At 63.9% G+C, this 24,925-nt stretch carries 31 protein-coding genes; 15 read left to right on the top strand and 16 right to left on the bottom strand.

From position 1 onward, the window contains the following. Nucleotides 1–13 precede the first annotated feature (13 nt). From FJ946_RS27660 to ybgC, 4 genes are all read right to left on the bottom strand, one after another. Nucleotides 14–1,168 (bottom strand): energy transducer TonB, encoded by a 1,155-nt coding sequence (locus FJ946_RS27660; protein ID WP_140566853.1) that lies wholly within the window; start codon nucleotides 1,166–1,168, stop codon nucleotides 14–16. Nucleotides 1,169–1,175: 7 nt separating this feature from the next. Continuing rightward, on the bottom strand, nucleotides 1,176–1,628 hold the full coding sequence (gene tolR / locus FJ946_RS27655) for a protein TolR (RefSeq protein ID WP_140493239.1): 453 nt from the start codon (nucleotides 1,626–1,628) through the stop codon (nucleotides 1,176–1,178). An 11-nt stretch (nucleotides 1,629–1,639) separates the two neighbouring features. After that, entirely contained in the window at nucleotides 1,640–2,350 is a 711-nt protein-coding gene (tolQ, locus tag FJ946_RS27650) for a protein TolQ (RefSeq protein ID WP_140493236.1), read from the bottom strand. Nucleotides 2,351–2,617: 267 nt separating this feature from the next. Continuing rightward, nucleotides 2,618–3,088, bottom strand: a complete 471-nt coding sequence (gene ybgC / locus FJ946_RS27645) for a tol-pal system-associated acyl-CoA thioesterase (protein ID WP_140566850.1) — start codon at nucleotides 3,086–3,088, stop codon at nucleotides 2,618–2,620. Between the two features lie 57 nt (nucleotides 3,089–3,145). Between ybgC and FJ946_RS27640 the strand changes: the two genes are divergently transcribed. Then, on the top strand, nucleotides 3,146–4,414 hold the full coding sequence (locus tag FJ946_RS27640) for a cellulase family glycosylhydrolase (RefSeq protein WP_140566847.1): 1,269 nt from the start codon (nucleotides 3,146–3,148) through the stop codon (nucleotides 4,412–4,414). Between the two features lie 111 nt (nucleotides 4,415–4,525). Here FJ946_RS27640 and ruvB read toward each other — a convergent pair whose 3' ends face one another. The 7 genes from ruvB to FJ946_RS27605 form a co-directional block, all read right to left on the bottom strand. Continuing rightward, complete coding sequence (gene ruvB, locus FJ946_RS27635) at nucleotides 4,526–5,563, bottom strand: Holliday junction branch migration DNA helicase RuvB (protein WP_140493220.1); 1,038 nt, start codon at nucleotides 5,561–5,563, stop codon at nucleotides 4,526–4,528. 43 nt (nucleotides 5,564–5,606) lie between these two features. Beyond that, the gene (ruvA, locus tag FJ946_RS27630) at nucleotides 5,607–6,227 is read right to left on the bottom strand and encodes a Holliday junction branch migration protein RuvA (protein ID WP_140566844.1); all 621 of its coding nucleotides are present in this window, start codon (nucleotides 6,225–6,227) and stop codon (nucleotides 5,607–5,609) included. A gap of 27 nt (nucleotides 6,228–6,254) precedes the next feature. Beyond that, entirely contained in the window at nucleotides 6,255–6,674 is a 420-nt protein-coding gene (locus tag FJ946_RS27625) for a type II toxin-antitoxin system VapC family toxin (RefSeq protein ID WP_140493214.1), read from the bottom strand. Further along, the gene (locus FJ946_RS27620) at nucleotides 6,652–6,921 is read right to left on the bottom strand and encodes an AbrB/MazE/SpoVT family DNA-binding domain-containing protein (RefSeq protein ID WP_140493211.1); all 270 of its coding nucleotides are present in this window, start codon (nucleotides 6,919–6,921) and stop codon (nucleotides 6,652–6,654) included. Before FJ946_RS27620 ends, FJ946_RS27625 begins: the two co-directional genes overlap by 23 nt. Before the next feature lie 55 nt (nucleotides 6,922–6,976). Further along, nucleotides 6,977–7,486: a crossover junction endodeoxyribonuclease RuvC gene (gene ruvC, locus FJ946_RS27615; RefSeq protein ID WP_140493208.1), complete on the bottom strand. Its 510-nt coding sequence runs from the start codon at nucleotides 7,484–7,486 to the stop codon at nucleotides 6,977–6,979. A gap of 92 nt (nucleotides 7,487–7,578) precedes the next feature. Further along, nucleotides 7,579–8,112: a DUF1465 family protein gene (locus FJ946_RS27610; protein WP_140493205.1), complete on the bottom strand. Its 534-nt coding sequence runs from the start codon at nucleotides 8,110–8,112 to the stop codon at nucleotides 7,579–7,581. Nucleotides 8,113–8,495: 383 nt separating this feature from the next. Continuing rightward, nucleotides 8,496–8,876, bottom strand: coding sequence for a cbb3-type cytochrome c oxidase subunit I (locus tag FJ946_RS27605; protein WP_140550847.1), 381 nt, complete (start codon nucleotides 8,874–8,876; stop codon nucleotides 8,496–8,498). A gap of 327 nt (nucleotides 8,877–9,203) precedes the next feature. On the opposite strand from FJ946_RS27605, the gene FJ946_RS27600 reads away from it, so the two are divergent. After that, nucleotides 9,204–9,755 carry a DUF2269 family protein gene (locus FJ946_RS27600; RefSeq protein WP_140566841.1) on the top strand — a complete coding sequence of 184 codons (552 nt, stop codon included), beginning with the start codon at nucleotides 9,204–9,206 and terminating at the stop codon, nucleotides 9,753–9,755. 21 nt (nucleotides 9,756–9,776) lie between these two features. Here the strand turns inward: FJ946_RS27600 and FJ946_RS27595 are convergent, their stop codons facing one another. From FJ946_RS27595 to FJ946_RS27585, 3 genes are all read right to left on the bottom strand, one after another. After that, a complete protein-coding gene (locus FJ946_RS27595; RefSeq protein WP_140566839.1) occupies nucleotides 9,777–10,547 on the bottom strand; it encodes a sulfite exporter TauE/SafE family protein in 771 nt (256 codons plus the stop codon). A 116-nt stretch (nucleotides 10,548–10,663) separates the two neighbouring features. Further along, nucleotides 10,664–11,392 carry a class I SAM-dependent methyltransferase gene (locus tag FJ946_RS27590; RefSeq protein ID WP_140517552.1) on the bottom strand — a complete coding sequence of 243 codons (729 nt, stop codon included), beginning with the start codon at nucleotides 11,390–11,392 and terminating at the stop codon, nucleotides 10,664–10,666. An 87-nt stretch (nucleotides 11,393–11,479) separates the two neighbouring features. Continuing rightward, nucleotides 11,480–11,920, bottom strand: a complete 441-nt coding sequence (locus FJ946_RS27585) for an Lrp/AsnC family transcriptional regulator (protein WP_140566836.1) — start codon at nucleotides 11,918–11,920, stop codon at nucleotides 11,480–11,482. Between the two features lie 130 nt (nucleotides 11,921–12,050). Here FJ946_RS27585 and FJ946_RS27580 point away from each other — a divergent pair, with 130 nt between their 5' ends. The 11 genes from FJ946_RS27580 (at nucleotide 12,051) to FJ946_RS27535 (ending at nucleotide 20,524) form a co-directional block, all read left to right on the top strand. Beyond that, entirely contained in the window at nucleotides 12,051–12,956 is a 906-nt protein-coding gene (locus FJ946_RS27580) for a DMT family transporter (protein ID WP_140566833.1), read from the top strand. A gap of 131 nt (nucleotides 12,957–13,087) precedes the next feature. After that, nucleotides 13,088–13,735 (top strand): thiamine phosphate synthase, encoded by a 648-nt coding sequence (locus FJ946_RS27575; RefSeq protein ID WP_140566831.1) that lies wholly within the window; start codon nucleotides 13,088–13,090, stop codon nucleotides 13,733–13,735. A gap of 1 nt (nucleotide 13,736) precedes the next feature. After that, nucleotides 13,737–14,777, top strand: coding sequence for a tetratricopeptide repeat protein (locus FJ946_RS27570; RefSeq protein ID WP_140517548.1), 1,041 nt, complete (start codon nucleotides 13,737–13,739; stop codon nucleotides 14,775–14,777). A 36-nt stretch (nucleotides 14,778–14,813) separates the two neighbouring features. Continuing rightward, nucleotides 14,814–14,987 (top strand): hypothetical protein, encoded by a 174-nt coding sequence (locus FJ946_RS30890; RefSeq protein ID WP_181165380.1) that lies wholly within the window; start codon nucleotides 14,814–14,816, stop codon nucleotides 14,985–14,987. A gap of 1 nt (nucleotide 14,988) precedes the next feature. Further along, the gene (locus tag FJ946_RS27565; RefSeq protein ID WP_140525042.1) at nucleotides 14,989–15,306 is read left to right on the top strand and encodes a UBP-type zinc finger domain-containing protein; all 318 of its coding nucleotides are present in this window, start codon (nucleotides 14,989–14,991) and stop codon (nucleotides 15,304–15,306) included. 112 nt (nucleotides 15,307–15,418) lie between these two features. Further along, the gene (gene efp, locus FJ946_RS27560; RefSeq protein ID WP_140493174.1) at nucleotides 15,419–15,985 is read left to right on the top strand and encodes an elongation factor P; all 567 of its coding nucleotides are present in this window, start codon (nucleotides 15,419–15,421) and stop codon (nucleotides 15,983–15,985) included. 87 nt (nucleotides 15,986–16,072) lie between these two features. Next, nucleotides 16,073–16,873, top strand: coding sequence for an inositol monophosphatase family protein (locus tag FJ946_RS27555; RefSeq protein ID WP_140493170.1), 801 nt, complete (start codon nucleotides 16,073–16,075; stop codon nucleotides 16,871–16,873). A 124-nt stretch (nucleotides 16,874–16,997) separates the two neighbouring features. Further along, nucleotides 16,998–17,684, top strand: coding sequence for a hemolysin III family protein (locus tag FJ946_RS27550; RefSeq protein ID WP_140566828.1), 687 nt, complete (start codon nucleotides 16,998–17,000; stop codon nucleotides 17,682–17,684). 105 nt (nucleotides 17,685–17,789) lie between these two features. Then, the gene (locus FJ946_RS27545) at nucleotides 17,790–18,815 is read left to right on the top strand and encodes a MotA/TolQ/ExbB proton channel family protein (RefSeq protein WP_140493167.1); all 1,026 of its coding nucleotides are present in this window, start codon (nucleotides 17,790–17,792) and stop codon (nucleotides 18,813–18,815) included. Between the two features lies 1 nt (nucleotide 18,816). Continuing rightward, entirely contained in the window at nucleotides 18,817–19,848 is a 1,032-nt protein-coding gene (locus FJ946_RS27540; RefSeq protein ID WP_140493164.1) for a peptidoglycan -binding protein, read from the top strand. Between the two features lie 250 nt (nucleotides 19,849–20,098). Further along, on the top strand, nucleotides 20,099–20,524 hold the full coding sequence (locus FJ946_RS27535) for a hypothetical protein (protein WP_140493161.1): 426 nt from the start codon (nucleotides 20,099–20,101) through the stop codon (nucleotides 20,522–20,524). Between the two features lie 77 nt (nucleotides 20,525–20,601). Here the strand turns inward: FJ946_RS27535 and FJ946_RS27530 are convergent, their stop codons facing one another. Then, nucleotides 20,602–20,955, bottom strand: coding sequence for a DUF1304 domain-containing protein (locus tag FJ946_RS27530; protein WP_140493158.1), 354 nt, complete (start codon nucleotides 20,953–20,955; stop codon nucleotides 20,602–20,604). A gap of 143 nt (nucleotides 20,956–21,098) precedes the next feature. Here FJ946_RS27530 and FJ946_RS27525 point away from each other — a divergent pair, with 143 nt between their 5' ends. Continuing rightward, on the top strand, nucleotides 21,099–22,586 hold the full coding sequence (locus FJ946_RS27525) for a carboxypeptidase M32 (RefSeq protein WP_140566825.1): 1,488 nt from the start codon (nucleotides 21,099–21,101) through the stop codon (nucleotides 22,584–22,586). A gap of 17 nt (nucleotides 22,587–22,603) precedes the next feature. On the opposite strand, the gene FJ946_RS27520 is transcribed toward FJ946_RS27525, so the two are convergent. Continuing rightward, a complete protein-coding gene (locus FJ946_RS27520; RefSeq protein WP_140493152.1) occupies nucleotides 22,604–24,403 on the bottom strand; it encodes an ABC transporter transmembrane domain-containing protein in 1,800 nt (599 codons plus the stop codon). A 208-nt stretch (nucleotides 24,404–24,611) separates the two neighbouring features. Here FJ946_RS27520 and rpmE point away from each other — a divergent pair, with 208 nt between their 5' ends. Beyond that, on the top strand, nucleotides 24,612–24,833 hold the full coding sequence (gene rpmE, locus FJ946_RS27515; protein WP_006327661.1) for a 50S ribosomal protein L31: 222 nt from the start codon (nucleotides 24,612–24,614) through the stop codon (nucleotides 24,831–24,833). The last annotated feature ends 92 nt before the right edge of the window (nucleotides 24,834–24,925 follow it).

The following is a 24,925-nucleotide window of genomic DNA, read 5'->3' as shown; positions in this document are numbered from 1 at the left end:
TGCAGGGCAGGCCTCAAAGGCCAAGCATTTCCCTCGGATCGAAAGTGACACGGACCTGGGCCCAGATGTCCTGTTTGCCCGCCGGAACCTGAAGGCCGGCCATGTTGCATTTCTGAACCGCACGCACGGCGCTTTCATCGAATTGGCGATTCCCGCTCGATTTCTCGACGGTGGGCCGGCCATCCAGCTTGCCCGAGGGGTCGAGGTTGAACATGACCACGGCGACGAAGTTCTCCGAGCCCTCCAGCCCCGCCGGCAATGTCCAGCAACCGCCAAGCTGATCCGACAGGGCGCCCAGTTCTGATCTCGACAGCTTCTGGCCCTGGTCCTTCTCGCCGCCGAGCGAAGCCTGCTGTGTCGAACGCTTGGCGCCGCCGCCGGAGGGCTTCTGCTTGTCCAGCAGGGCCGAGATCTCATCGGAATTGAACTGCTTGTCCTCCGATTTCGGCTTGGATGAAGCCTCCTTGACCGGTTTGTCGGCGTCCTTGCGCTCCGGCGCCTTGGCGCTTTCGGCCTGTGCCGGCTGCGGCTTCGGCCGCGCCTGAGGCGCGGGCGCGGAGTCCGGCAGTTGGGCATCGTCAGGCTGGTCCTTGGCGATCGCCTGGGCGACCGCGTCCGGCTTCACCTCGGGCGTCGGCTCGATGGCCGCGGTCTTGTCCTGTGGCGGTGCGGGCGTCGGCTCCTTGGCCGGCGCCGGCTTCGGCTCGGTCTGCTTGACCGGCTCGGGCTTGACCTCTTCCTTGGGCTGCGGCGCGGGAGCCACTTCCGTGGCCGGCGTCGGCTTGGGCTTTTCCTGCGGCTTCGGCACGTCCTCGGTCTTCGGCTTTTCGATCGGCGTTGGCGCCGGCGCCGGAGCCGACGTCATGTCGACCGGCTTCGGCTTGGCCTCGGGCGTTATCGGCTTGTCGGCATCGACGCTGTTCTCGCCGACCTTCTGCGCATCCGGCACCACATCGGGACGCTGCGTGGGCAAGGGCGCCGGCTTTTCATGCACCACCGATTTCTTGTCGCCCTGCAGCACCTGGGCAGTGGCTTCGATCGGCACGATGTCGACAGCGACCGACTCGACGTCGGCCGACGGAAGCGCGGCCGGTGCCGACAGCGTGAACAGGCCGAAGCCAATCAGCGCCGCATGCATGATCACCGATGTGGTGAGGCCGGTCCTCATAGTGGGTCTATTGATCCTGTTCCTGCAGTGAAACCAGGCCGATATTCTTGTAGCCGGCGGCCGAAATGCGGGCCATCACCTTCATCGCCGTGCCGTAGTCGGTGGACTTGTCGCCGCGGATGAAGATGCGCTCGTCATAACCGGTCTTCGAGATCGCCTGCAGCTTCGCCACCAATTCCTCGATCGGGATTTCGGTTTCCTGGAGATAGATCTGGCCGGCGGCATTGATCGAAACGGTGATCGGCTGGGTGTCGGCATTCATCGCCTTGGCCTGCGTATCCGGCAGATCGATCGGCACGCCGACCGTCAAAAGCGGCGCGGCGACCATGAAGATGATCAACAGCACCAGCATCACGTCGACCATCGGCGTAACGTTGATTTCGGCGATGAGGCCATGATGGCGGCCGCGCCGCCTGTGGCCGCGTCCGCCGCGTCCAGCCATGCCTACGGACATTCCCATCGGCTTACTCCTCAGGCCTTCGGCGCTACTTTTTCATCGATTTGGCGCGAGAGTATGGCGGAGAACTCGTCGGAGAACCCTTCCATGCGCACCGCGATCTTGCTCGCATCCGATGACAGCTTGTTGTAGGCGATGACGGCCGGAATGGCGGCGAGCAGGCCGATGGCGGTCGCCAGCAGCGCCTCGGCGATGCCGGGCGCGACCACCGACAGGCTGGTGTTCTTGGAGCCGGCGATCGCCTGGAACGACGTCATGATGCCAATGACGGTGCCGAACAGGCCGATGAACGGGGCCGCCGAGCCCGTGGTTGCGAGGAAGCCGAGGCGGCCTTCGAGCTTCTCCATCTCGCGGGTCAGCGCCAGGTCCATCGCCTTATCGATGCGGGTTTGCAAGCCGAGCGGCGTCTTGGCGCCTTTTTCGAAACTCTTCTTCCACTCGCGCATGGCAGCAACGAAGATGGCGCCCATGCCCGATGTCTTGCGGTCGGCCAACGTTCGGTAAAGCTCCTCCAGCGACTGCCCCGACCAGAACACCTGCTCGAACCGGTTCAGCGCCAGCCGCATGCGGGCATAGGATACGAGCTTGTCGACGATAATCGCCCAGGTCCAGACCGAGGCGCAGAGCAGCCCGATCATGACCAGCTTGACCACCCAGCTGGCCTGCATGAACAGCGCCCAAATCGACAATTGCGCGCCCGGTTCGGCGAGTGCGATATTTTCCATCGTAACGTCCTTAAGATTTCCGGGCGAAGCTGGCGGCTGGCCCCTGGCATCCCTTGTGGTCGGTTCGCGCGAAGCTACCGGAACAACCCCAAAACGTGCCTTTCGCGGCCTTTTCGGGGCAAATGTTGGTGAAAGGAAGGCGCTGGATAGCGCCAATCTTCACCAATCTCTTCATGAACCGTTATGGTTAAGGATGGGTTAGTCCACCAGACGCGGCGCATTGCCGCGCTTCAAGCCGGCGCCGGCGATACCAACGACGTCGGCCTTTTAGCCCGCCTTGGGTATGAACGCTGCTATCCACTCCCTGGGGAAGCGGCGTGGCCGGCCATTCTCGCCGATGATCGCCGCCTCCACCCTGGCCTCGACCAGCACCTCGTCGCCGCGCTTGAGCTGCTGGGCCATGAAGATGCGCGCGCCGGAGATTTCCTCGGTCCGGGTGTCGATCGTCAGGATGTCGTCCATGCGGGCCGGGATGCGGAAGTCGATCTCCATGCGACGCACCACCCAGACTATTCTTTGGCCATGCTTTCCATCGGCAAGTTCGGTGTGGTGGACGCCGCTCAGCCTCAGATAGTCGGAGCGGCCGCGCTCGAGGAATTCGAGATAGCGGGCGTGGTAGACGACGCCGGAGAAATCGGTGTCGGCATAATAGACCCGCGCCATCAGCCGATGGCCGAACGCCGTCAGCGCACCGGAAATCCCCGCCAGCAAGGTCGCGGATTCACCATGATCGTCCATTGCGCTTCCTTTTTCAGTCGCGGCAAGGCACCTGTGCCGCGCGTGACATGGCATCGGATGGCACTGTTGACGGCGATGATCAAGACCTTGGTGACGGCGCTGTTCGTGGTGATGGCTCTGTTCGTCGTGATGGCTCTGGCCGGGCCGAGCCAGGCCGCGACCTTCTCCATGAAGCGCGGGCTCAATCTCGACCAGTGGGTGACCTGGCCGGGCGAAGACCAATGGGGCAACGCCAAGGCCATCCTGCCCTACCCGGAATGGCGCAAATTTCTCAAGGACGACGATCTCGAGGCTTTGAAGCATGCAGGCTTCGATTTCCTGCGCATGCCGGTCGATCCTTCGCCCTTCCTTTCCGAAAATACGATGGCCTTGCGCGAGGATCTCTATGCCAGCGTGCTGGACTCTGTCCGCATGATCAACCGCGCCGGCCTGAAGGTTGTCGTCGACATGCATCTGATCCCCGCCGGCAGTGGGCGTAAGATCGGCATGGCCGAGGTGATGAACAACCCGGTGACATTCGATGCCTATGTCGAGGTGGTGCGCAAGATGGCGCACACGCTCGCCGGGGAAGATCCGGGGCAGGTGGCCTTCGAACCGATGAACGAACCGATCGTCGACTGCGACGCCGACGGCACCAGCCTGTGGCCGCAACGCCAGCAGAGGTTGTTCGCCGCGGCGCGTTCTTCGGCGACGAGATTGACGCTTGTGCTGACCGGGGCCTGCTATTCCGCGGCGTCGTCGCTGGAAAAAATCGATCCGATGGCGATCCCGGACGACAACGTCATCTGGACCTTCCATTCCTACGATCCGTTCCTGCTTACCCATCAGGGCGCGACCTGGGCCGGCGATTTCATTCCCTATGTGACCGGCCTGCCCTACCCGCTGACCGCGGTGCCGCCGGCTGAGCTCGACGTCACGCTCGACGCCATCCGCGCCAGGATCAAGACCGAGGCACCTTGGGCGCGGCAGGGCGGGCTGCTTGCCTATCTCGACGAGCAGGTAGCCAGCATGGACACCGACGCCAAGCTGCTTGGTCTCATGGACGCCCCGTTCAAGGCCGTCGATGCCTGGGCGAAGGCCAACCGCATCCGGCCGGAAAACGTCACGCTGGGCGAGTTCGGCATGATCCGCCAGGAATACGACAATCCCTATGTGATGCCGGCCGGCTATCGTGCCGCCTATGTCCGGGACATGATCGCGCGCGCCGAGGCGCATGGCTTCTCCTGGTCGGTGTGGAGTTACGGCGGCGCTTTCGGCATTGTCGATGCTTTCAACGGCGAAAAGGCCGAACCCGATGTGCTGGACGTGATCCGGTCGCTTCACTGAGCGCCGTTGCTCCACGCCGCCGCCGGGATCGATCAGCGAGATCTCCGGTCGCACGCCGCAAAGCGGTTACGGACGCTTGATCGCCGGCCCGAACGCCGCCGCCGGGGGCCGCTATTCTTCCTGGAACAAATTGATCTGCTGTTGCGCCAGGTCCTTCGGCGCGTCGAGGCCGAGATGGCGCCAGGCATTGGCCGTCAGCACACGGCCGCGCGGCGTGCGCTGGATGAAACCCTGCTGGATGAGATAGGGCTCGATGATGTCCTCGATGGCATCGCGCGGCTCGGACAGGCCGGCGGCGATCGTCTCGATGCCGACCGGCCCGCCGCCGAAATTGCGCGCGATCATCGAAAGATACCGGCGGTCGAGCGCATCGAGGCCGAGCGCGTCGACCTCCAGCCGGGTCAAGGCCTCGTCGGCGATCAAGCGGTTCACATGACCATCGCCGGCGACCGAAGCGAAATCGCGCACGCGCCGCAACAGCCGGCCGGCGATGCGCGGCGTGCCTCGCGCGCGCCGCGCGATCTCCAGCGCGCCGTCATCGCCGAGCGGCATTTGCAGGATGCGTGCGCCGCGCCGCACGATCTGCTCCAGTTCCTCGACCGTGTAGAAGTTGAGCCGCACCGGGATGCCGAAGCGGTCGCGCAGCGGATTGGTGAGCAGGCCGAGCCGCGTGGTGGCGGCGACCAGGGTGAAACGGGCAAGGTCGATCTTGACCGAGCGCGCCGCCGGCCCCTCGCCGATGATCAGGTCGAGCTGGAAATCCTCCATCGCCGGATAGAGGATCTCTTCCACCGCAGGATTCAGCCTGTGGATCTCGTCGATGAACAGGACGTCGCCTTCTTCGAGATTGGTCAAGAGTGCGGCGAGATCGCCGGCTTTGGCGATGACCGGTCCGGAGGTTGAGCGGAAGTTGACGCCGAGCTCGCGCGCCATGATCTGCGCCAGCGTCGTCTTGCCTAGACCTGGCGGCCCGACGAACAGCACATGATCGAGCGCCTCCTTGCGCCCCTTGGCGGCCTCGATGAACACTTTGAGGTTGGCCCGCACCGCCGCCTGGCCGACGAAATCGTCAAGCGTCTGCGGCCGCAAACTCTGGTCGGCATCCTCACCGCGTTTTTCCGGAGCGATCAGACGGGGGGAAAGGCTCATGCCGCCTTCCTTGCATATGGCCGGGAACCGGACAAGCGTGCGCTCACCGCGCCAGTTCCTTGAGCCCGAAGCGAATCAGCTTCGACGCGTCCGCCTCCTCGCCCGCCGTCTTCAGTGCCGCCGCCACCGCATTGGCGGCGGTGTCGCGGGAATAGCCGAGATTGACTAGGGCCGAGACCGCGTCTGTGATCGGCGCGGCTGCCACGCCTTCGCCGAGCTCCTGCTTCAAGCCGATCGTGCCCGACGCGGCACCGGCATAGGCCGGCGCCTTGTTCTTCAATTCGGTAACGATGCGCTCGGCCACCTTCTTGCCGACGCCCGGCGCCCGGGAAACCATGGCGATGTCGCGCAACGCGATCGCGTTGGCAAGGTCGGCCGGCGCCAGTGTCGACAGGATGGCCAGCGCCACCTTGGCGCCGACGCCCTGCACATTGCTCATCAACAGCCGGAACCATTCGCGCTCCAGCACCGACTGGAAGCCGTAGAGCCGGATCATGTCCTCGCGCACATAGGTCTCGATGAACAGCACCACCGCTTCGCCGGGCGAAGGCAGCGCGGCCAGCGTCCGCGCCGAGCAGTAGGCGACGTAACCGACGCCATGCACGTCGACCAGGCAATGATCCTCGTCGATCTCGTCGAGCATACCCTTGAGCTTGCCGATCATGCCAAATCTTTCATGGAAGATAGGCCCTCATGGGTGCGTTTCAGGAGAAATGATGTCAAGGTCCGGGAAATAACTGCGATAACGCGCGGCGTCGCGCGTCAAAAGACGATGTCCGGCAACGGTCGCATGAGCGCCAATAAAGAAGTCCGGCAAGGTTCGTTCGCGGATTCCACCAGCACGGCGATAACGGGAATGCGTCACACCTGCAAGGAAGGCCGCATCCCAGGGCAGAAACTCGCGATCGATCTCGAGCATGTCGACCGCTTTTCGAAGCGCTGCCTCCGAGGCGATCAGCGGCGCCAGTTCAGACCAGATGATCGTATTGACCACCAAGTCGCCGTCGCGGCGGCATGAGGCGATTGCAGACGCCGACCATTTTGTCAGCGGTCCGGCCGGCCCCCAAACGTCGATCAGGACATTTGTGTCAATCAACGTCGAGATCTTCACGCGGCCCCCTCAGCCACTCCATATACTCGTCGGTCGTCATGCCACCCAGATCCAACGTCCCCTCCATCCGGTCAAGGACATTACTGAACCTGCGCAATTTCTCCTCCTCGGGGAGATTCTCGTTGACGGCCACAAGCCGAGCACCCTCATCGGTGGCCACGAATTCCACCTCGGAGCCCGGGCGGATACCCAGGTGATCCCTTATCTGTTTGGGGATCGTGACTTGGCCTTTGGTGGTGACGCGCATGGTAATACCTCAAAGTATTACCTACGACAGACAAGGGAACAAGTCAAGAACATCGTCAACCGGCAAGTGCCATCCGATAGGCGACGCTTTGCCGGTGATGCGCGTGGCAAATGGCTATGGCGAGCGCGTCGGCGGCATGTTCGGTGTCGAAGGTCGCTTTCGGCAGCAGCACCTTTACCATCATGTGGATCTGCTTCTTGTCGCCATGGCCGACGCCGATCACCGCCTTCTTGACGGCATTGGGTGCATATTCGGCAACGACCAGGCCGGCGCGTGCGGGCACCAGCATGGCGATGCCGCGCGCCTGGCCAAGCTTCAGCGTCGCCACCGCATCCTTGTTGACGAAGGTCTGTTCGACGGCCGCCTCATGCGGCATGGCCGTATGCAGGATTTCAGTCAACCCGTCATGCAGCTGGCACAGCCGCGTCGCCAGCGCCGCCTTGTCTTCGGAACGCACCGTGCCGGACGCGACGAAGCGCAGCGAATTGCCGAGGCTTTCGACAATACCCCAGCCGGTGCGCCTGAGCCCCGGATCGATACCGATGATGCGAATCGCGTCCCTCATTCGGTTACTCTATCTCCCGGAGACAGCGATGCCAGCGAAATGTGAACAAACCGGAAACAGTAACGCGCTGACCGGGAACGTTCCAGAATAGTTCAGTTTCGGGCGAAAGCCGTGTTGAGCAGGCTGATCTGGTCCGAGACCGGATTGGGCCGGCGGCTCATGGGCTGCATGTCGACCACCGCGCCGGCGCCGTAGATCTCCTCGTCCATGCGGCGCACCAGTGCCTGCAGGCGCAGCGACCGGTTGACGAGGTCGAGGAAATCCTTGGGCAGTTCGGCCCAGCCGGCCGCCTCGTCATGGGCGGAGGCGGTGTCGAGGCGCACCTTGGACTTTTCCGATGCGACCTGGTCGCGGGTCATCTCGCCGGAATTCGCGGCGCGCTGCAGAAGCAGCCACGAGGCGACCTGCATCAGCCTGGTGGTCAGCCGCATCGATTCGGCCGCATAGAGCGTGGCCGCCAGCCGCGACAGCTTCTTGGCCTCGGCCCGGCCCTTGCCGTCGAGATACTCCGCCGCCTGTTCGACTAGCCCCATGCCTTCCTGGTAGAGCGGTTTGAAGGAGTGCGAAAAGACCCGACGTTCCGCCAGCTTGACGGTTTTCGCGCTGCCCTTCGAAGGCTCGTTCATCGATACGCCCCTGCACTTGCAACCGGCCGATTCGGCTTACTGCCGATACACCCGGAACCCTACATAACTGAAGCTTGAAAATGCGCCTCGTCCGGGGTGAAGGCAAGCACATGTTTAACAGAAGGTTAACGTGATCCGGTGCGGACCGTGTCGCTGGAAAGCGGACAAAAAAAGAGCCGCGGATAAGGCGGCTCTCAGGAGTTTAACAGGGAGGCGTCAAACAAAGTGGCTCCAACCACTCGGTAAGAATCCAGATCACTGGATGCGCATAGTAAACGCCTGTAAAGCTTAATGAACCCTTAACGGCGCCGATGTTTTTTGAGCGAACCCCGCGCCACTGTGCCGTAACAGCACAGTTCCTGAAGGATGTGCCGAGCCTCGACTCAGGCCGTTTTCCACACCGCCGGCAAGGCAATGAAGGCAAACAGCAGCAAGGCCGCGTAGAAACCCATCGAAGACGCCGCCACCAGCGGTTCGATCGCGGCATTGCCGCCAAGCAGGAAGTAGAGCCCGATCAAAAGGCCGATGCCGCTGATTGCGGTCAGCCAGAAGTGAACGACGGCAACCGTCTTCTGTCCGACCGCCGGAAACAGGTGATAGAAGAAGGCGAAGACCGCCGACATCAGCCATCCAGCGACCATCGTATGGGCGTGGGTCGGCATCTGGCCATGGTCCTGGCTGATCGCCATGTACAGGCCGAGCGCCATGCCGCACAGCGCATAGATAACGGCCAGCGTGAAGAAATTCCGTGCTACCCCTTGCATATCTTTCCCCCGAGTTGCCTTTCCCGTGTTCGGGAAAGGGTTGATCGTCAGGCGATTGCTCTCGCCACCGGGCTCCCGGCGCGGGCGCACTAGCATCGGCACTGTTTCTGGACGATGTCGCGCCCCCGGACGCCACTCATAATAACAGAAAACCGGATGGCGCGCTCGCAATATCAGCGGCTCCTTACGTTAGCCGGCACTTGAAACAGAACTGGTTTTTTCACGACATCGTTCCGAAACAGGCGCGGCGATACACGCTTGGCCATCGAAGCGGCGGGCGGGCGACGGCTCGCTTCCTTCGCTACATCAGGCACCGGGGAGAAAGCCATGGATTGGTATTCCATCGTTAAATTGCTGCACATTCTTTCGGCGACCCTATGGGTCGGCGGCGGTTTCGCGCTGATGGTGCTGGCGACGCTCGCCGATCGGTCGGGAAACATCCAGGGAACGCTGCAGGCAATGCGGGCTACGGGCGAATTGGGAAACCGCTTCTTCGCGCCGATGTCGATGCTGACATTGGCCTTCGGGCTAGTCATGTGCTGGTTCTGGGTCGGCTTCTCGCAACTGTGGATCCTGATCGGCCTTGCCGGCTACGCCACCACCTTTTCAATCGGCATGTTCGTCTTCAAGCCGAGCGCCGACCATATGGGCGCGATGATCGCCAGGGATGGCGTGACGCCGGCCGCCCTTGCCTTTGGCCAGCGCATCCTGCGGGCGGCGCGCTTCGACTATGCGGTAATGCTGATCATCATCGCCGACATGGTGCTGAAGCCGACCATCGACGACTTCACGGTCCTTGCCGCCATGGGGCTTGTGTTGGCGGCCGGCGCCACCCTGGCGCTCGGCCGACCAAGGCGCATGGTGCCGAGCGTCGCCTGAGGCAGGCGAAAACGGTCCCGGCTACATCAGGCCGGCGATCCCGTCCCACAGAAGCTTCACCGCGACGACGGCCACCGTCGCATAGGTGAAGGGATAGAAGATCTCCGGACGCATGCGGCGCACCAGCCAGGCGCCGGCGATGGTGGATAGCGGCGCCAGCGGCATCAGCACCGCCGACGCGGTCAGATTGGTGCTGTCGAACTGGCCGAGCGCGAAATAGGGAACGAGCTTCAGCGCGTTGGTGGCGGCAAAGAAGATCGCCGCCGTGCCGGACAACACCTTCGGGTCGAGCCGGATCGGCAGCGCGTAGACCTGAAAGGGCGGGCCGCCGACATGGGCAACGAAGCTGGTGAAGCCGGCGACCGTGCCCCAGAGGGCCGCGGCGACGCGGTTGGGGTGCGCCGCATGGTCGGCGCCGTGGCGGTATTTCAGATAGAGCCAGCGCAGCACGAAAATGATGGCGACGGCGCCGACGATCAGCCGCACGGCCTCCTCGGTGACCAGTGCGGCCGTCAGCCAACCGAGACCGATACCGATCACCGCGCCGGGCATCATGTCGACCAGCATCTTGCTGTTATAGACGCCCCACCATGTCCATACCGAAACGATGTCCATCAGGCATAGGATGGGCAGCAGGATGGCCGCCGCTTGCACCGGCGGCATGGTCAGCGCCATCAGCGGCACGCCGACGAAACCGACCGCGCCGCCAAATCCGCCCTTGGACAGGCCGACCAGAATGACCGCCGGGACGGCGGCCGCATAGAACCACGGATCGGAAAGCAGGCCTGACATGGAGGAGGGACTGGTCTGGAGGGAAAGCGAGTCAACGCCTGAATAGCCCAGATTCCCGAGCGGAGCGACAGCAAATGTGGGCGTCGCCACAGCAAGGCCGGCCCATTCTGCTCTGCCTATCGCCGGGCCGAGACCAGCAGGAACATCGGCCGCTCGAGCTCTTCCGCCAGTTCGGGCTTGGCCGCGATCTGCGCGTCGGTCGGACGGAATTCCTCGACATGCTCGATGGTGAAGCCGCACCGGATCAGCGTGTTGAGCGTGGTGCCGATGGTGCGGTGATGTTTCACAACTCCCTTGGCCAGCCAGTCCGTCTTGCGCGGTCCCTCCACCAGATACCGGTCGACGGGCCATGTCTTGCGGCCTTCGGCATCGACAGACCAGCCGGGATGCGTCGGAGCCATATAGATCGGATGCTCCGTCGAGAAGACGAAATGCCCGCCGGGGACTAGGCACCGGTGCACGGTCTGGAACAGCCGCGCGGCATCGCTGACATAGTGCAGGGCAAGCGAGCTGTAGGCGAGATCGAAAGCCGTCGGCGGCAGGCTGAGTTCATCGAGATCGGCGCGTTCGTAGACGATGCCGGCGTCCGGGCCGGCGGCACGCGCCCGGGCGAGCATCTTTTCCGACAGGTCGAGACCCAGAACCTCCTTGGCCCCGTGTTCAAGAGCCCAGCGGCAGAACCAGCCGAAGCCGCAACCGAGATCGACGATTCGCAAGCCGCTGACGTCGGGAAGCATCGCGCGCAGCGCCGGCCATTCGGCGGCGCCCTCCAGCCCTTCGACGGACCGGCCGAGTTGGCTGTAGCCTGCGAAGAAGTCCGGCTGATCATAGACATTCTGCGCCATGTTCTTTCCTAGTTGTTCATATGCCTGACTGGCGGAGCCGCCACGCATTTCCACCACCGCCAAGCAGAGTCAAGAAACGCGGACCGGTCATGCGCCGAGCGGTGGCGGCCGCCGCCGGATCGGCTGCGCCTTGATGATGGCGGTGCTGGTCTCGGCCTTGTCGGCGATCCGATCGAGGATGCCGTCGAGGTCGCCGATCGAACGCACGAACAGCCTGGCGACGAAGCAGTCGTCCCCCGTCACCTTGTCGCATTCGCCGAATTCGGCGATCTCCTCGATCAGCTTCTGGACGATGTGCAGCTTGCCCGGCAGCGGCTTGATGCGCACGATCGCCTGCAATGTATAGCCGAGCGCCAGCGGGTCTATCTCGACGGTGAAAGCCCTGATCACGCCGCGCTCCTCGAGCCGCCGCAGCCGCTCCGAAACGCTCGGCGACGACAGGCCGACCTGGCCGGCCAGCTCCTTCAGCGAAGTCCGCGCATCCCTCACCAGGATTTCGAGGAGACGTCGGTCGAGATCGTCAAGCATTTCACATTCTCAGGATTTCCGGGTATTTACCTATTTTTAATAGGCAAAACCAGCATGTCACCTTTCTCGCTGGATGGAAAGCCCAGGATCAGCATGAGATTATGCACGCTCAATGATCTGGAGATTTGCCGTGAGCGATACAGCACGTGGGACGATCGAAATGTCCACCGCAATGGCGATCCTGGGAACGATCGGATGGTTCGTCGTCCTGTCCGGCCAGCCTATCATGGATGTGGTGTTCTGGCGCTGCGCTTTCGGCGCGGTGACGCTGCTCTTCATCTGCGTCGGCCTCGGCCTGTTGCGCAACAGGCTGTCGCTTCGCGTTTTCGCCATCGCGGCCCTCGGTGGCGCCGCTATCGTCGTCAACTGGCTGCTGCTGTTTAGTGCATTCTCGCGCGCGTCGATCTCGATCGCCACCGCTGTCTACAATACCCAGCCTTTCATGCTGGTCGGCTTCGGCGCGCTCTTCTTCGGCGAGCGGCTGACCCTGACGAAATTGACCTGGCTGGCAATCGCCTTCGCCGGCATGGTGCTGATCGTCGAGGCCGCCCCTGACGCCGGCGATATCGGCACCAACTATTTCGCCGGCATCGTCATGGCGCTGGCCGCTGCCTTCTTCTGGGCCGTCGCCGCCATCGTCACCAAGAAGCTCAAGGGCACGCCGCCGCATCTCATCGCGCTCGTCCAGGTCTGCGTCGGCGTGTTGATGCTGGCGCCCTTCGCCAATCTCTCGCATCTTCCGACCGACGCAAGGAGCTGGGCCATGCTGGCGACGCTCGGCATCGTCCACACCGGTCTGATGTACATCCTGATGTACGGCGCCATCCAGAAGCTGCCGACGCACCTGCAGGGGTCGCTGTCCTTCATCTACCCGATCGTTGCGATCCTGGTCGACGTCACGGCATTCGGCCATCGCCTGCATCTCAGCCAACTCGTCGGCGCCGCCGCCATCCTGATCGCGGCCGCCGGCATGAATCTCGGCTGGACATTGTGGAAGCCAAGGCCTGCCGCGGCAGGTGCGCAACCGATCGAGTAACGCCAATCGCCGGCGCTTCGGCGGTCAAAAATAGCGATCCCGCCTGCCCGCCTGTTCAAAGCGGGCACTTTGCTCTATGCCGCAATCCAACCATCTTCGCCCGGCATAGGCGAAACCCGGGATCGAAGGCCATGAACGACGCAACGCCCCCCAATCGCTGCCGCATCGTGCTGATCGCGCCATCTGGCGTGCCGGCCGCCCGTATCGTCTCGGCCTTCGAGGGCGGCGACGTCGCCTCGCTCATCCTGCCGCAGAACGACATGGACGAAGCTTCCTTCCAGGCCTTCGCCGCCGAAATCGTACCGGCGGCACAGGCGGCCGGCATCGCGGTCGTCATTGCCGGCGATACGCGCATCGCCGGGCGTGTCCAGGCCGACGGCATTCATGTCGAGGTCTCCAAGGCCGAGCTCGCCGAGACGGTCGAGCATTTCCAGGCAAAAATGATGGTCGGCGCCGGCGGCGCCAAGACGCGTGATGACGCGCTCGAACTCGGCGAAGTCAGGCCCGACTATATTTTCTTCGGCCGCTTCGGCTACGACAACAAGCCCGATCCGCATCCGCGCAACCTGGCGCTGGGACAATGGTGGGCGCAGATGATTCAGATCCCCTGCATTGTCATGGCCGGATCGGAGCTCGCTTCGATCGAAACCGTCGCAGATACGGGCGCCGAGTTCGTCGCCCTGTCGAGTGCGGTGTTCGCCGACGGCGTCGATCCCAAGGCGGCGATCGCGCGGGCCAATGCGCTGCTCGACGAAACCGCACCGCGTTTCGAGGACTGACGTGTCTTCGGCAAGGCTTCCCCTTCAGGCCCTGCTTGCTGCGGTCATGATCCAGGCCGCTGCCGCCGAAACGATTCCTTCGCCGCACCCTAAGCCGGATGCCGGCGTGCATACCGACAAGCCGATCGAAAAGCAGTTGCCGCAGCCCGCCACCACCGCCGAGCCAGCGCCATTGCCTTCGGCCGACGCGATCAATCCCGACCGCTTCGGCGCCAAGCCGGCGGATGCGGCCTACGGGGCTTTCCAGCGCGGACTCTACAAGACCGCCTACAACCTCGCGCTGGTGCGGGCGCAAAACGGCGACCCGGCGGCGCAGACGCTGGTGGCCGAGATCCTGTCGCGCGGACTGGGCGTGCCCCTCAATGCGGCCGAAGCGGCGAAATGGTACGCAGCCGCCGCCGAGCAAGGGGTGCCGGAATCGCAGTTCCAATATGCGCTGATGCTGCTCGACGGCCGCTACGTCAAGAAGGACGAAAAGGAAGCCTATGCGCTGATGCAGGCCGCCGCCGAAGCGGGCAACCGGCTGGCACAATTCAATTTCGCGCAGATGCTGGTCCAGCAGGACCCCGGCGACGCCGGCATCGCCAAGGCCGTGACCTATTACGAGCGCGCCGCGGCGACCGGCCTCGCCGACGCCCAGTATGCGATGTCACAGATCTATGCCAACGGCGTCGGCGGCAAATCGCGCGACGACGCCCAGGCCCGGCGCCTGCTGGCTCAGGCCGCGCGGCAAAACTATGACACCGCGCAACTCGACCTCGCCACCTGGATGATCGAGGGCCGCGGCGGCGGGCGTGATTTGAAATCCGCCTTCGGCTGGATGAAGCAGGCCGCCGAAGGCGGCAATGTCGCCGCCCAGAACCGCCTGGCGAAACTCTATATGCAAGGCATCGGCACCGAGCCGGACCTCGTGCTTGCCGGCGCCTGGTACATCGTCGCCCGCCGCGCCGGCCTCATCGACCCCGAGATGGACGATTTCCTGCAAGGATTGAGCGACGACCAGACCAAGCAGGCACTGCAGAAGGCAAACCGCCTGCCCTGACGCGATCAGCGGAAATCCAGCGGAAGTCATCGCGCGATGCTCGTCGAGGCAAGTGACCTCGATCTTTCCATGCAGATGGCTATCATGCGGTCGTCGCAGATCCGTCGGCTGGCAAAAGTCTTCGATATCATTACCGAAGCGGTCGCCGCGGTTTCGATGAGAGCGGTTGAGGGTTTATATCGCGGCATCGCTTCTCCAAGGAGGCAATGAAATGGCTTCGCCCGACAAACGATGCACGCATGGCAGCTTCATCCTCGAGGTAACGCCAAGCGCCGAAGGTTGCGAGGAGTGCCTGAAGACCGGTTCCTGGTGGGTGCATCTGCGGCTGTGCCGCACCTGTGGCCATGTCGGCTGCTGTGACAGTTCTCCGAACCGTCACGCCACCGGCCACTACCGGGCGACCGGCCATCCGGTCATCGAGGCCTACGACCCGCCCGAGACGTGGGGCTGGTGCTATGTCGACGAGGTCATGCTCGATTTCTCGCAGGACAAGACGCCGCAACGCGGCACCATCGTGCGCTTCGATTGAGCCGCCGCCACGGGACACCCGATCAGCGCCAGCTTGCCTCTTCGGGCGATTTGTGGTCTTGGAGGCCCGAAATCGCTGTCTTGCGAACATCTCATTCCCGGATCACATCATCATGGCCAAGATCAACGGCAACGAAATCCGTCCCGGCTACGTCATCGAGCACGATGGCGGCCTGTGGGTGGCCGTCAAGACCAACACGGTCAAGCCGGGCAAGGGCGGCGCCTATAACCAGGTCGAACTGAAGAACCTCATCAACGGCACAAAGCTGAACGAGCGCTTCCGTTCGGCAGAGACGGTCGAGCAGATCCGGCTCGATCTCAAGGATTTTTCCTTCCTCTACGAGCAGGGCGACGCCCTGGTGTTCATGGACACCGAGAGCTACGAGCAGCTCGAGCTGGCGAAGGACTTCGTCGGAGACCGCGCCGCTTTCCTGCAGGACGGCATGATGGTGACGGTCCAGCTCTACGAGGAAAGGCCTATCGGCATTTCGCTCCCCGACCAGGTAACGCTGACCATCACCGAAGCGGACCCGGTGGTAAGGGGCCAGACGGCGGCCTCTTCCTACAAGCCCGCGGTGCTGGAAAACGGCATTCGCGTGCTGGTGCCGCCATTCATCGGCGCGGGGGAACGCATCGTCGTCGACACCAATGAAATCACTTATATGCGCCGCGCCGACTGATGCATGTCGCCCAGAGGTGGCCCAGGTTTCGGGTCACCGACATGCATCAGGACAAAGGTTAAAGCGCGTGCAGCAGGAAGAGTTACGATGGCACGCTCAGCCCTTCTCAACGTCATGGTCCAGGCCGCAATGAAGGCCGGCCGCTCGCTGTCGCGCGATTTCGGCGAGGTCCAGAACCTGCAGGTCTCGATGAAGGGACCGGGCGACTATGTCAGCCAGGCCGACCGCAAGGCCGAGGATATTGTCTTTGCCGAACTGTCGAAGGCGCGGCCCGGTTACGGCTTCCTGATGGAAGAGCGCGGCACGATCGCCGGCGATGACAGCCAGCACCGCTGGATCGTCGATCCGCTCGACGGCACCACCAATTTCCTGCACGGCATTCCGCTTTTCGCTGTCTCGATCGCGCTCGAGCGCCAGGGCCAGATCGTGGCCGGCGTGATCTACAATCCGGCCATGGACGAGCTCTATACGACCGAGCGCGGCGGCGGCGCCTTCATGAACGACCGCCGCCTGCGTGTCGCCGGCCGCACCAAGCTCATCGACACCGTCATCGGCTGCGGGGTGCCGCATCTGGGGCGTGGCCAGCATGGCAATTTCCTGATCGAGTTACGCAATGTCATGGCCGAGGTTTCCGGCGTCCGGCGCCTGGGTTCGGCCTCGCTCGATCTCGCTTACGTCGCCGCCGGCCGCATGGACGGATTCTGGGAAGTCGGCCTGTCGCCCTGGGACATCGCAGCCGGCCTGTTGCTGATCCGTGAAGCAGGAGGGTTCGCCTCCGACATGGACGGCGGTCAGGACATGCTCGACAACGGTTCGGTCGTCGCCGGCAACGAGATCATCCAGCGCGCCCTCCTGAAGGCCGTGAAAAAGCCGCTCGCTGCCCGCTGAAGCAGGAATAAGCGCGGAGTAATGTCAAATCCCCGCCGCGCTGAAGCGCCGCAGTCGCAAAACCGCAAACAAAGCTTGAAATACTGTCCGGCGCTTGCCCAGATAGGGTTGACGCAGGACGATGATGATCAAGACGCCGCCGCAGATCGAGATCCCCTTTGTCGGACGATGGCACTATTCGCGTGCCGAGATGATCGCCGACGGCATCGTCCATGCCGTCGGCATCGTGCTGGCGATCGCGGCCGGTTCGGCGCTGCTGGCGCTGGCCGCCTTCCGGGTCGGACCGGGCGAATACATCGCCGCCGCCTTCTATGTCGTGTCGCTGCTCACTGTGCTCTCGGTGTCGCTGACCTACAATCTATGGCCGGTGACTTCGCCGGTGAAATGGATTTTGCGGCGTTTCGACCACGCTGCGATCTATCTGCTCATCGCCGCCACCTACACGCCCTTTCTCGCGCAGCTCGACGGCTCGGCGCTGGCCGGCTGGATGATCGTCCTGGTCTGGACCGCGGCCATTATCGGCATCGCCATAAAGGTGTTTTTCCCCGGCCGCTTCGACCGGCTGGCGATCGTCTTCTATCTCGCCATCGGCTGGAGCGGCATCGTCCTGGTCGAGCCGCTCGTCGCTACCTTGCCGACGACGGCGATCGTGCTCATCGTCGCCGGCGGTGTCGTCTATTCCTGCGGCGTGATCTTCTTCGCCTGGAAGGCGCTGCGCTTCCACAACGCGCTGTGGCATGGTTTCGTGGTCACCGGCGCAGGCCTGCATCTGGCGGCGATGGTCGATTGCCTGGTCATCAACCGTCTCTGAAACTGCTGGCGGCAATATTGCCAAGCACCATTCAATTTGGTCACAATTCCGTTTAGAGTCGCCGACGACGTGATCGGCGGCAGCGGCATCGGAAACGGGGCACGGATGGCTTTTCTCAGATCCTTCGGCATGGGCAGGCGCTCCGACGTGCTGATCTACGACCCACACAAATTGTCGAGCCCGCAGGTCTTCCTGCTGACCATGGTCATCTTCCTGGCCATCGTCGCCTTCATCGCAGCGATCCTGACACGGCAGATCTCGACCGCCTTCGTCACCAATCCGGGGCTCAACGGCCTGATCATCGGCGTGCTTGCCGTCGGCATCCTTTTGGCCTTCGTCCAGGTCGGGCGGCTGTTTCGCGAAGTGCGCTGGGTCAACTCCTTCCGCGCCGGTTCCGAGATCACCGAACCGGTGCTGCTGGCGCCGATGAAGGCGATGATCGGCCGCTCGTCGAGCATGGCGTTTTCGACCAGCTCGATGCGCACCATGCTCGACTCCATCGCCACGCGGCTCGATGAAAGCCGCGACACCTCGCGCTACCTCGTCGGCCTCCTGGTGTTCCTTGGCCTGCTCGGCACCTTCTGGGGCCTGCTGAACACGATCGGCTCCATCCGCGAGACCATCGAGTCGCTCGATCCCGGCACGGGCGATGCCGCCGCTGTGCTGGATTCGCTGAAGCAAGGGCTGTCGGCGCCGCTCGCCGGCATGGGCACGGCCTTCTCGTCCTCGCTGTTCGGCCTTTCCGGCTCGCTCGTTCTCGGTTTCCTCGACCTGCAGGCCGGCCGCGCGCAAACGCGCTTCTACACCGAACTGGAGAACTGGCTGTCCTCGGTCACCGACCTGTCGTCCGACATCGTCGTCTCCGACGCGGTCCGGACCGAGCCTTCCGATGAAATCCGCCTGCTGTCGGAGCGGCTGCGCAGCATGCAGGAGAATGGCGGCGGCTCCAATCCGCGCGTCGCCACCGCCATGGCCAATCTCGCCGACGGCATTTCCGGCCTGGTCAAGAACATGCGCTCCGAGCAGCAGATCATGCGCGACTGGGTCGAAGCACAGTCGGATGAACAAAAGGCGATGCGCAACACGCTGGAAAAGATCGCCGACGCCCTGAAGAAGACCGGGGTGCACTAGCATGGCGCTCGCCAGGAGCCGGCGCGCCGACCGCCGCATCGACTATTGGCCGGGCTTCGTCGACGCGTTGTCGACGCTGCTTCTGGCCATCATGTTCCTGCTCACCGTCTTCGTGCTGGCGCAGTTCCTGCTCGGCCGCGAAATCTCCGGCAAGGACGCCGTGCTGTCGCGTCTCAATTCGCAGATCAACGAACTGACGCAGCTTCTGGCGCTGGAGCGTTCCACGACACAGGACAAGGAGGATTCGCTCGCCAATCTGCAGGCATCGCTGTCGGCGGCCGAAGCGGAGAAGAGCCGGCTCCAGCAGCTGCTGGCGCAAGGTGCGGGCGCCGGTGATGCGGCCAACCAGCGCGCGGCGGCGCTGACGGGCGAGCTCGACAGCCAGCGCCAGATCAGCCAGCAGGCGCTGAGCCAGGTCGAGATCCTCAATCAGCAGATCGCGGCCTTGCGCAAGCAGATCGGCGCGCTCGAGGACGCGCTCAACGTCTCCGAGGCCCGCGACCGGGATTCCAACACCAAGATCGCCGACCTTGGCCGCCGCCTCAACGTGGCGCTGGCGCAGCGCGTGCAGGAACTCAACCGCTACCGCTCCGACTTCTTCGGCCGCCTGCGCGAAATCCTCGCCGACCGCGAGAACATCCGCATAGTCGGCGACCGCTTCGTCTTCCAGTCGGAAGTGTTGTTTCCGACCGGCTCGGAGGTGATCAACGATGCCGGCAAGGTCGAGATGAAGAAACTTGCCGACGCCATCATCGAGTTGCAGAAGGAGATTCCCCCGGAGATCAACTGGGTGCTGCGCGTCGACGGCCATACCGACAACAAGCCGCTGTCCGGCACCGGTCGGTATCGCGACAATTGGGAGCTGTCGACGGCGCGCTCCACTTCCGTGGTGAAGTTCCTGATCGAGAACGGCGTGCCGGCCAACCGACTGGTCGCCGCCGGCTTCGGCGAGTTCCAGCCGCTCGATCCCGCCGACACTGAAGAGGCGCGCAACAAGAACCGCCGGATCGAACTGAAGCTCACCGAACGGTGATCCATCATCACGCGATCTCACGCGAATTTGTTCGCCGGCTCAACTATAGGGCGCAGTTGTGCACCGGCAAGGCCTGAAAAGATTATCTTTTTTTAATTACACTTCGCCGCAAAGCGCTCCTAGCGTGCTGCGCAGGGCCGAGAACCGCCGGCGATGCCTCCCATCGCGACGCGACGGAACTGGACGGCCCGCATCGTCCGGAAGCGGAACGGCAGAGCCGTTCTTTTCCGCAGCAAAAGGAGGCGCCGTCATGCGCTCTTCAGCATCTCTCAAGACTGCAACCCTTGCCGCGATTCTTGTCGCCGCCCCGCTTGCCGGCGCCTACGCCGCGGGTCACCACAAGGGCGCGCTCGACGCGACCGACCCAACCGACATGACCGGCCCGCGTGTCGAGGCTCTCATTGAACAGGTTCAAGGCGTGCATCAGGGCATAATCACCGCCAGACAGGCCAACAACATCACCCCGGCCGCGGCGGAGCGCCTGGAGATGCGCACCGCTCGCATAGGTCAGGCGGCGGAGAAGATAGCCTCGTCGGATCACGGCAGGATACCGGCCGCACAATATCATGACCTGCTGCGCCGTCTCGACAATGTCGACCAGCGGCTGAGGGTCGACATCGGTAGCGGTTTCCTGATGGGCGACGGCGCCGACGGCGGGAACTATCCGAACGGCTGAGGCCATTCTGATCGCGGCCCAAAAGGAAGGGACCACCTGGCGTCTACGGGACCCAATCCCGCAGGCGCCTCTTTTCCTCACCAGCCGAGCCAGACCGCTACCAAGGCAGCCGCTGCCGGCGCGGCCTGCACGAACAGGATCTTGCGACCGACCGTTGCCGCCCCGTAGAGCCCGGCAACGGCCACGCAGAGCAGGAAGAAAACCTTGACCTGGAAACCGGCCGTGCCGAGGTAGAGGGCCCAGATCAGGCCGGCGGCGAGAAAGCCGTTATAGAGACCCTGATTGGCGGCAAGCACCTTCGAGGCGCTGGCGAATTCCGGCGTCAGCCGGAATGCCTTGTGCCCGCGCGGCGTGTCCCAGAGCACCATCTCCAGATAGACGATATAGACATGGATCAAGGCCACCAGCCCGACCAGGATGTTGCCGATCATCGTATTCCCTCGTGATGTATCGTCGGGCAGCATTTCACGCGTCGGCTCGCCAGCGCAAGGTGCATCTGCCGGATGGCGCGTGAGGGTTGCAAACGCTCCGGCGTTGGTATCTTTTCGCCCCTTCCTCAATCACGGAAGCCGCCATGTCCTTTCAAAAACTCGATGACCTCGGCCACAAGCTCGAAGCCCTGGAGCACGCGCTGGCCATCCTCGGCGCCGATGAAGCGACCCACATGGCCGTCGGTGGCGGCGAGAAGCGCGCCGAGGCCATGGCGGCACTTGCCGGCATGTACCACACCAGGGCGACCGCGCCGGAAATAGCGGACTGGATCGCCGCCGCCGAAGGCGAGGCGCTTGACGATGAACAGCGGGCGGCGCTGGCCGAACTGGGGCGGCAATACACCAACCTGACCTGCCTGCCGGTCGAATTCGTCGAACGCCAGACGACCGCCCGCATGCGCTGCGAGCAGCTGTGGCGCGACCTGCGGGCCAAGAACGACTGGGCGGGCTTCCTGCCGGCGCTTGAAGGCGTGGTGGCGCTGGTGCGCGAAGAGGCGGCCCTGCGCGCCGACATCCTCGGCCTCGCCCCCTACGACGCGCTGATGGAGCAATACGACCCCGGCAACCGCGCCGCGGATATCACGCCTGTCTTCACCCAGCTGAAGACATTTCTCAGGGGTTTCGTGCCGGAAGCATTGGCGGTGCAGGAAGCGCGGCTGCGCAAGCGCCCTCTCAAGCCGCTTTCGGGAACCTATGCGGTCGACAGGCAGCGCGAACTCGGCCTCGCCATGATGGCGGCGGTCGGCTTCGACCTGACGCACGGCTCGCTGTCGGTGTCGCACCATCCGTTCTGTGGCGGTGTGCCGAGCGACGTGCGCATCACCACCCGCTACAAGACGTCCGATTTCCTGTCGGCGCTGATGGGCGTGCTGCACGAGACCGGTCATGCACTCTACGAGCAGAACCTGCCGAAGGCCTGGTCGCACTGGCCGCTCGGCAAGGCGCGCGGCATGGCCGTGCATGAAAGCCAGAGCCTGTTCGTTGAAAAGCAGATCGGGCGCAATCCTGCCTTCTGGCGTTGGGCATTGCCGGTCGTGGAAAAGCATCTCGGCGAAGCCTGGTCGCTTGATGATATCCTGCCGCATGTCCACCATGTCGAGCGCGGCCTGATCCGTGTCGATGCCGACGAGGTGACGTATCCGCTGCATGTCATCCTGCGCTATGAACTGGAGCAGGAGCTCGTCTCCGGCAGGCTCGAGGTGGCCGACCTGCTCGAGGCCTGGGACGCCAGGATGCGCGACTATCTCGGCCTCTCAACCATCGACAATCCCGCGGACGGGCCGATGCAGGACGTGCATTGGCCTGCTGCCGCCTTTGGCTACTTTCCCTCCTACACGCTGGGCGCGATGATGGCGGCGCAGCAATGGGCTGCGCTGACGCGGGAGCATCCGTCGGCCGATGACGATCTTGCCAAGGGGAATTTCGGTGCCATCAACGATTGGCGCCGCAAGAACATATGGTCGCACGGATCGCGCTGGTCGACGCCCGACCTGCTCGAACGCGCCACCGGTGAAAAGCTCAATGCCGTCTATTTCACCGACCACCTGCGCAAACGGTATGGAGCCGCGTGAGCACGCCAGCGTCGCCGCTACTCAGCCGCGCCCCTGAAGGCGCTGGCGCCGGTCTCGAACTGCAGCTTGGCGAGCCGGGCATAGATGCCGCCCTTGGTCACCAGGCTCTGATGCGTGCCTTCCTCGACGATACGGCCGCCATCCATGACCAGGATGCGGTCGGCCTTCAGCACCGTCGCCAGACGGTGCGCGATGACGATCGTGGTGCGGCCCCGCATCAGCCGCTCCAGCGCCATTTGCACCAGCGTCTCGCTTTCGGCGTCGAGTGCCGAGGTCGCCTCGTCGAGCAACAGGATCGGCGCGTCGCGCAGGATGGCGCGGGCGATCGCCACCCGCTGGCGTTGCCCGCCCGACAGCGTCACGCCGCGCTCGCCGACCTGGCTGTCATAGCCCTTCTCGAGCTTGAGGATGAATTCGTCGGCCAGCGCGTCCTTTGCCGCCGCTTCGATCTCTGACTCGCTGGCGCCCGGCCGGCCGAAGCCGATATTGTCGCGCGCGCTGGCCGCGAAGATGGTGACGTCCTGCGGCACGATGGCGATGCGCTGCCGTATCGAAAGGGGGTCGGCTTCGCGGATGTCGACGCCGTCGATCAGGATCCTGCCGGTCTCCGGATCGTAGAAGCGCAGGATCAGCGAGAACACCGTGCTCTTGCCCGCTCCCGAGGGACCGACGATCGCCACCGTCTCGCCAGGCTTGACCGAGAAGCTCAGGCCGTGGACGGCGGCGCGGTCGGGCCGGGCCGGGTAGGAAAAGGACACGGCCTCGAAGCTGATCGCTCCCTTGCTCGCCACCGGCAGCGGCCTGGGATTGGCAGGCGCCACGATCGCCGGCTCCTCGGCCAGGATTTCGGTCAGCCGTTCGGCGGCACCTGCTGCCTGGGCCAATTCGCCCCAGACCTCCGATAGCGCGCCGAGCGCACCGGCGGCGAATACCGAATAGAGCAGGAACTGGCCTAGCGTGCCCGGCGACAGATTGCCGTCGAGCACGTCGCGCGAGCCGAACCACAGCACCGCCACGACCGAGGAGAAAATCGTGAAGATGGCGAAGAAGGTGAGGAACGAGCGCGCGAAGATCGAGGCGCGCGCGGCCTCGAAGGCAGCCTCGACGGCACCCGAAAAACGCCCGGTGACCAGCGTCTCATTGGTGAAGGCCTGCAATGTGCGCACCGCGCCGATCTGCTCGCTGGCATAGGCGGTGGCATCGGCCAGCGTGTCCTGCGCCTGCCTTGACTTGCGCCGCACCGAGCGGCCGAAGGCGACCAGCGGCAGCACGATGATTGGAATGGCTGCGATGACCAGCCCGGACAGTTTCGGGCTGGTGAAAACCATCATCGCGACCGCGCCGAGGCCAAGGATGACATTGCGCAGCGCCACCGAAGCGGTCGCCCCGACCGCCGATTTGACCTGCGTGGTGTCGGCGGCGAGCCGCGACACGATCTCGCCCGACTGGGCAGTGTCGAAGAAGGCCGGCGACAGTTTCGTCACATGGGCAAAGACATCGCGCCTGATATCGGCGACGACGCGCTCGCCGAGCGTGATGACGAAATAGTAGCGGCCCGCCGATGCCGCCGCCAGCAGCGCGGCCATCGCCACCAGCGCGGCGAAATATTCGGCGATGAAGGAGGAACCGGACGGCGTGAACCCATGATCGATCATGCGCCGTACCGCCAGCGGCAGCGCCAGCGTCGTCACCGCCGCGACGATCAGCGAGATGACGGCGCCCGCCACCAATGTGCGGTAGCGGCCGATGTAGGGAAACAGGCGCCTGAGCGGCTTGAGCGAGCGCCGGCGCTCGTCTGCGCTGCTGGTTTGCGCCATCCTGGTCTTTCCTCTTGGCCGCCTTCAGCTATGCGCCTCAATATGCGCTTGCCGCGGCCTTGTGATTCAATTCCGGCTGATGTATAGGCTCGCCGACCGTTTTAGAAGCCGTGGCTCCTCAATAGCTGCGGCTTCGAGTTTTAAAAAGGGGCGCATCGACGCAGGCTTTCAGCCCGTCAGCCGCACCCGGCAAACCAGGAACCGAGCCATGAAGACCGATATCCATCCCGACTACCACACCATCAAGGTCGTCATGACCGACGGCACCGAGTACATGACCCGTTCGACCTGGGGCAAGGAAGGCGATACGATGAACCTCGACATCGACCCGACCACGCACCCGGCCTGGACCGGCGGCCAGCAGACCCTGCTCGACCGCGGCGGCCGCCTGTCGAAGTTCAAGAAGCGCTTCGAAGGTTTCGGCCTCTAGGCCCCATCAGCTTTTCGCTGACCAGAGAACCCGTCCTCGTGGCGGGTTTTTTGTTGGCCAATGCACGTCCCTTCACGCTGGCGCTTGCCTCC

Source organism: Mesorhizobium sp. B2-4-7 (assembly GCF_006442685.1).
In the GTDB taxonomy this organism is placed as follows: Bacteria; Pseudomonadota; Alphaproteobacteria; order Rhizobiales; family Rhizobiaceae; genus Mesorhizobium.
The sequence above is the reverse complement of the archived record's forward strand: the minus strand, read 5'-3'. Positions and strand labels throughout refer to the sequence as shown.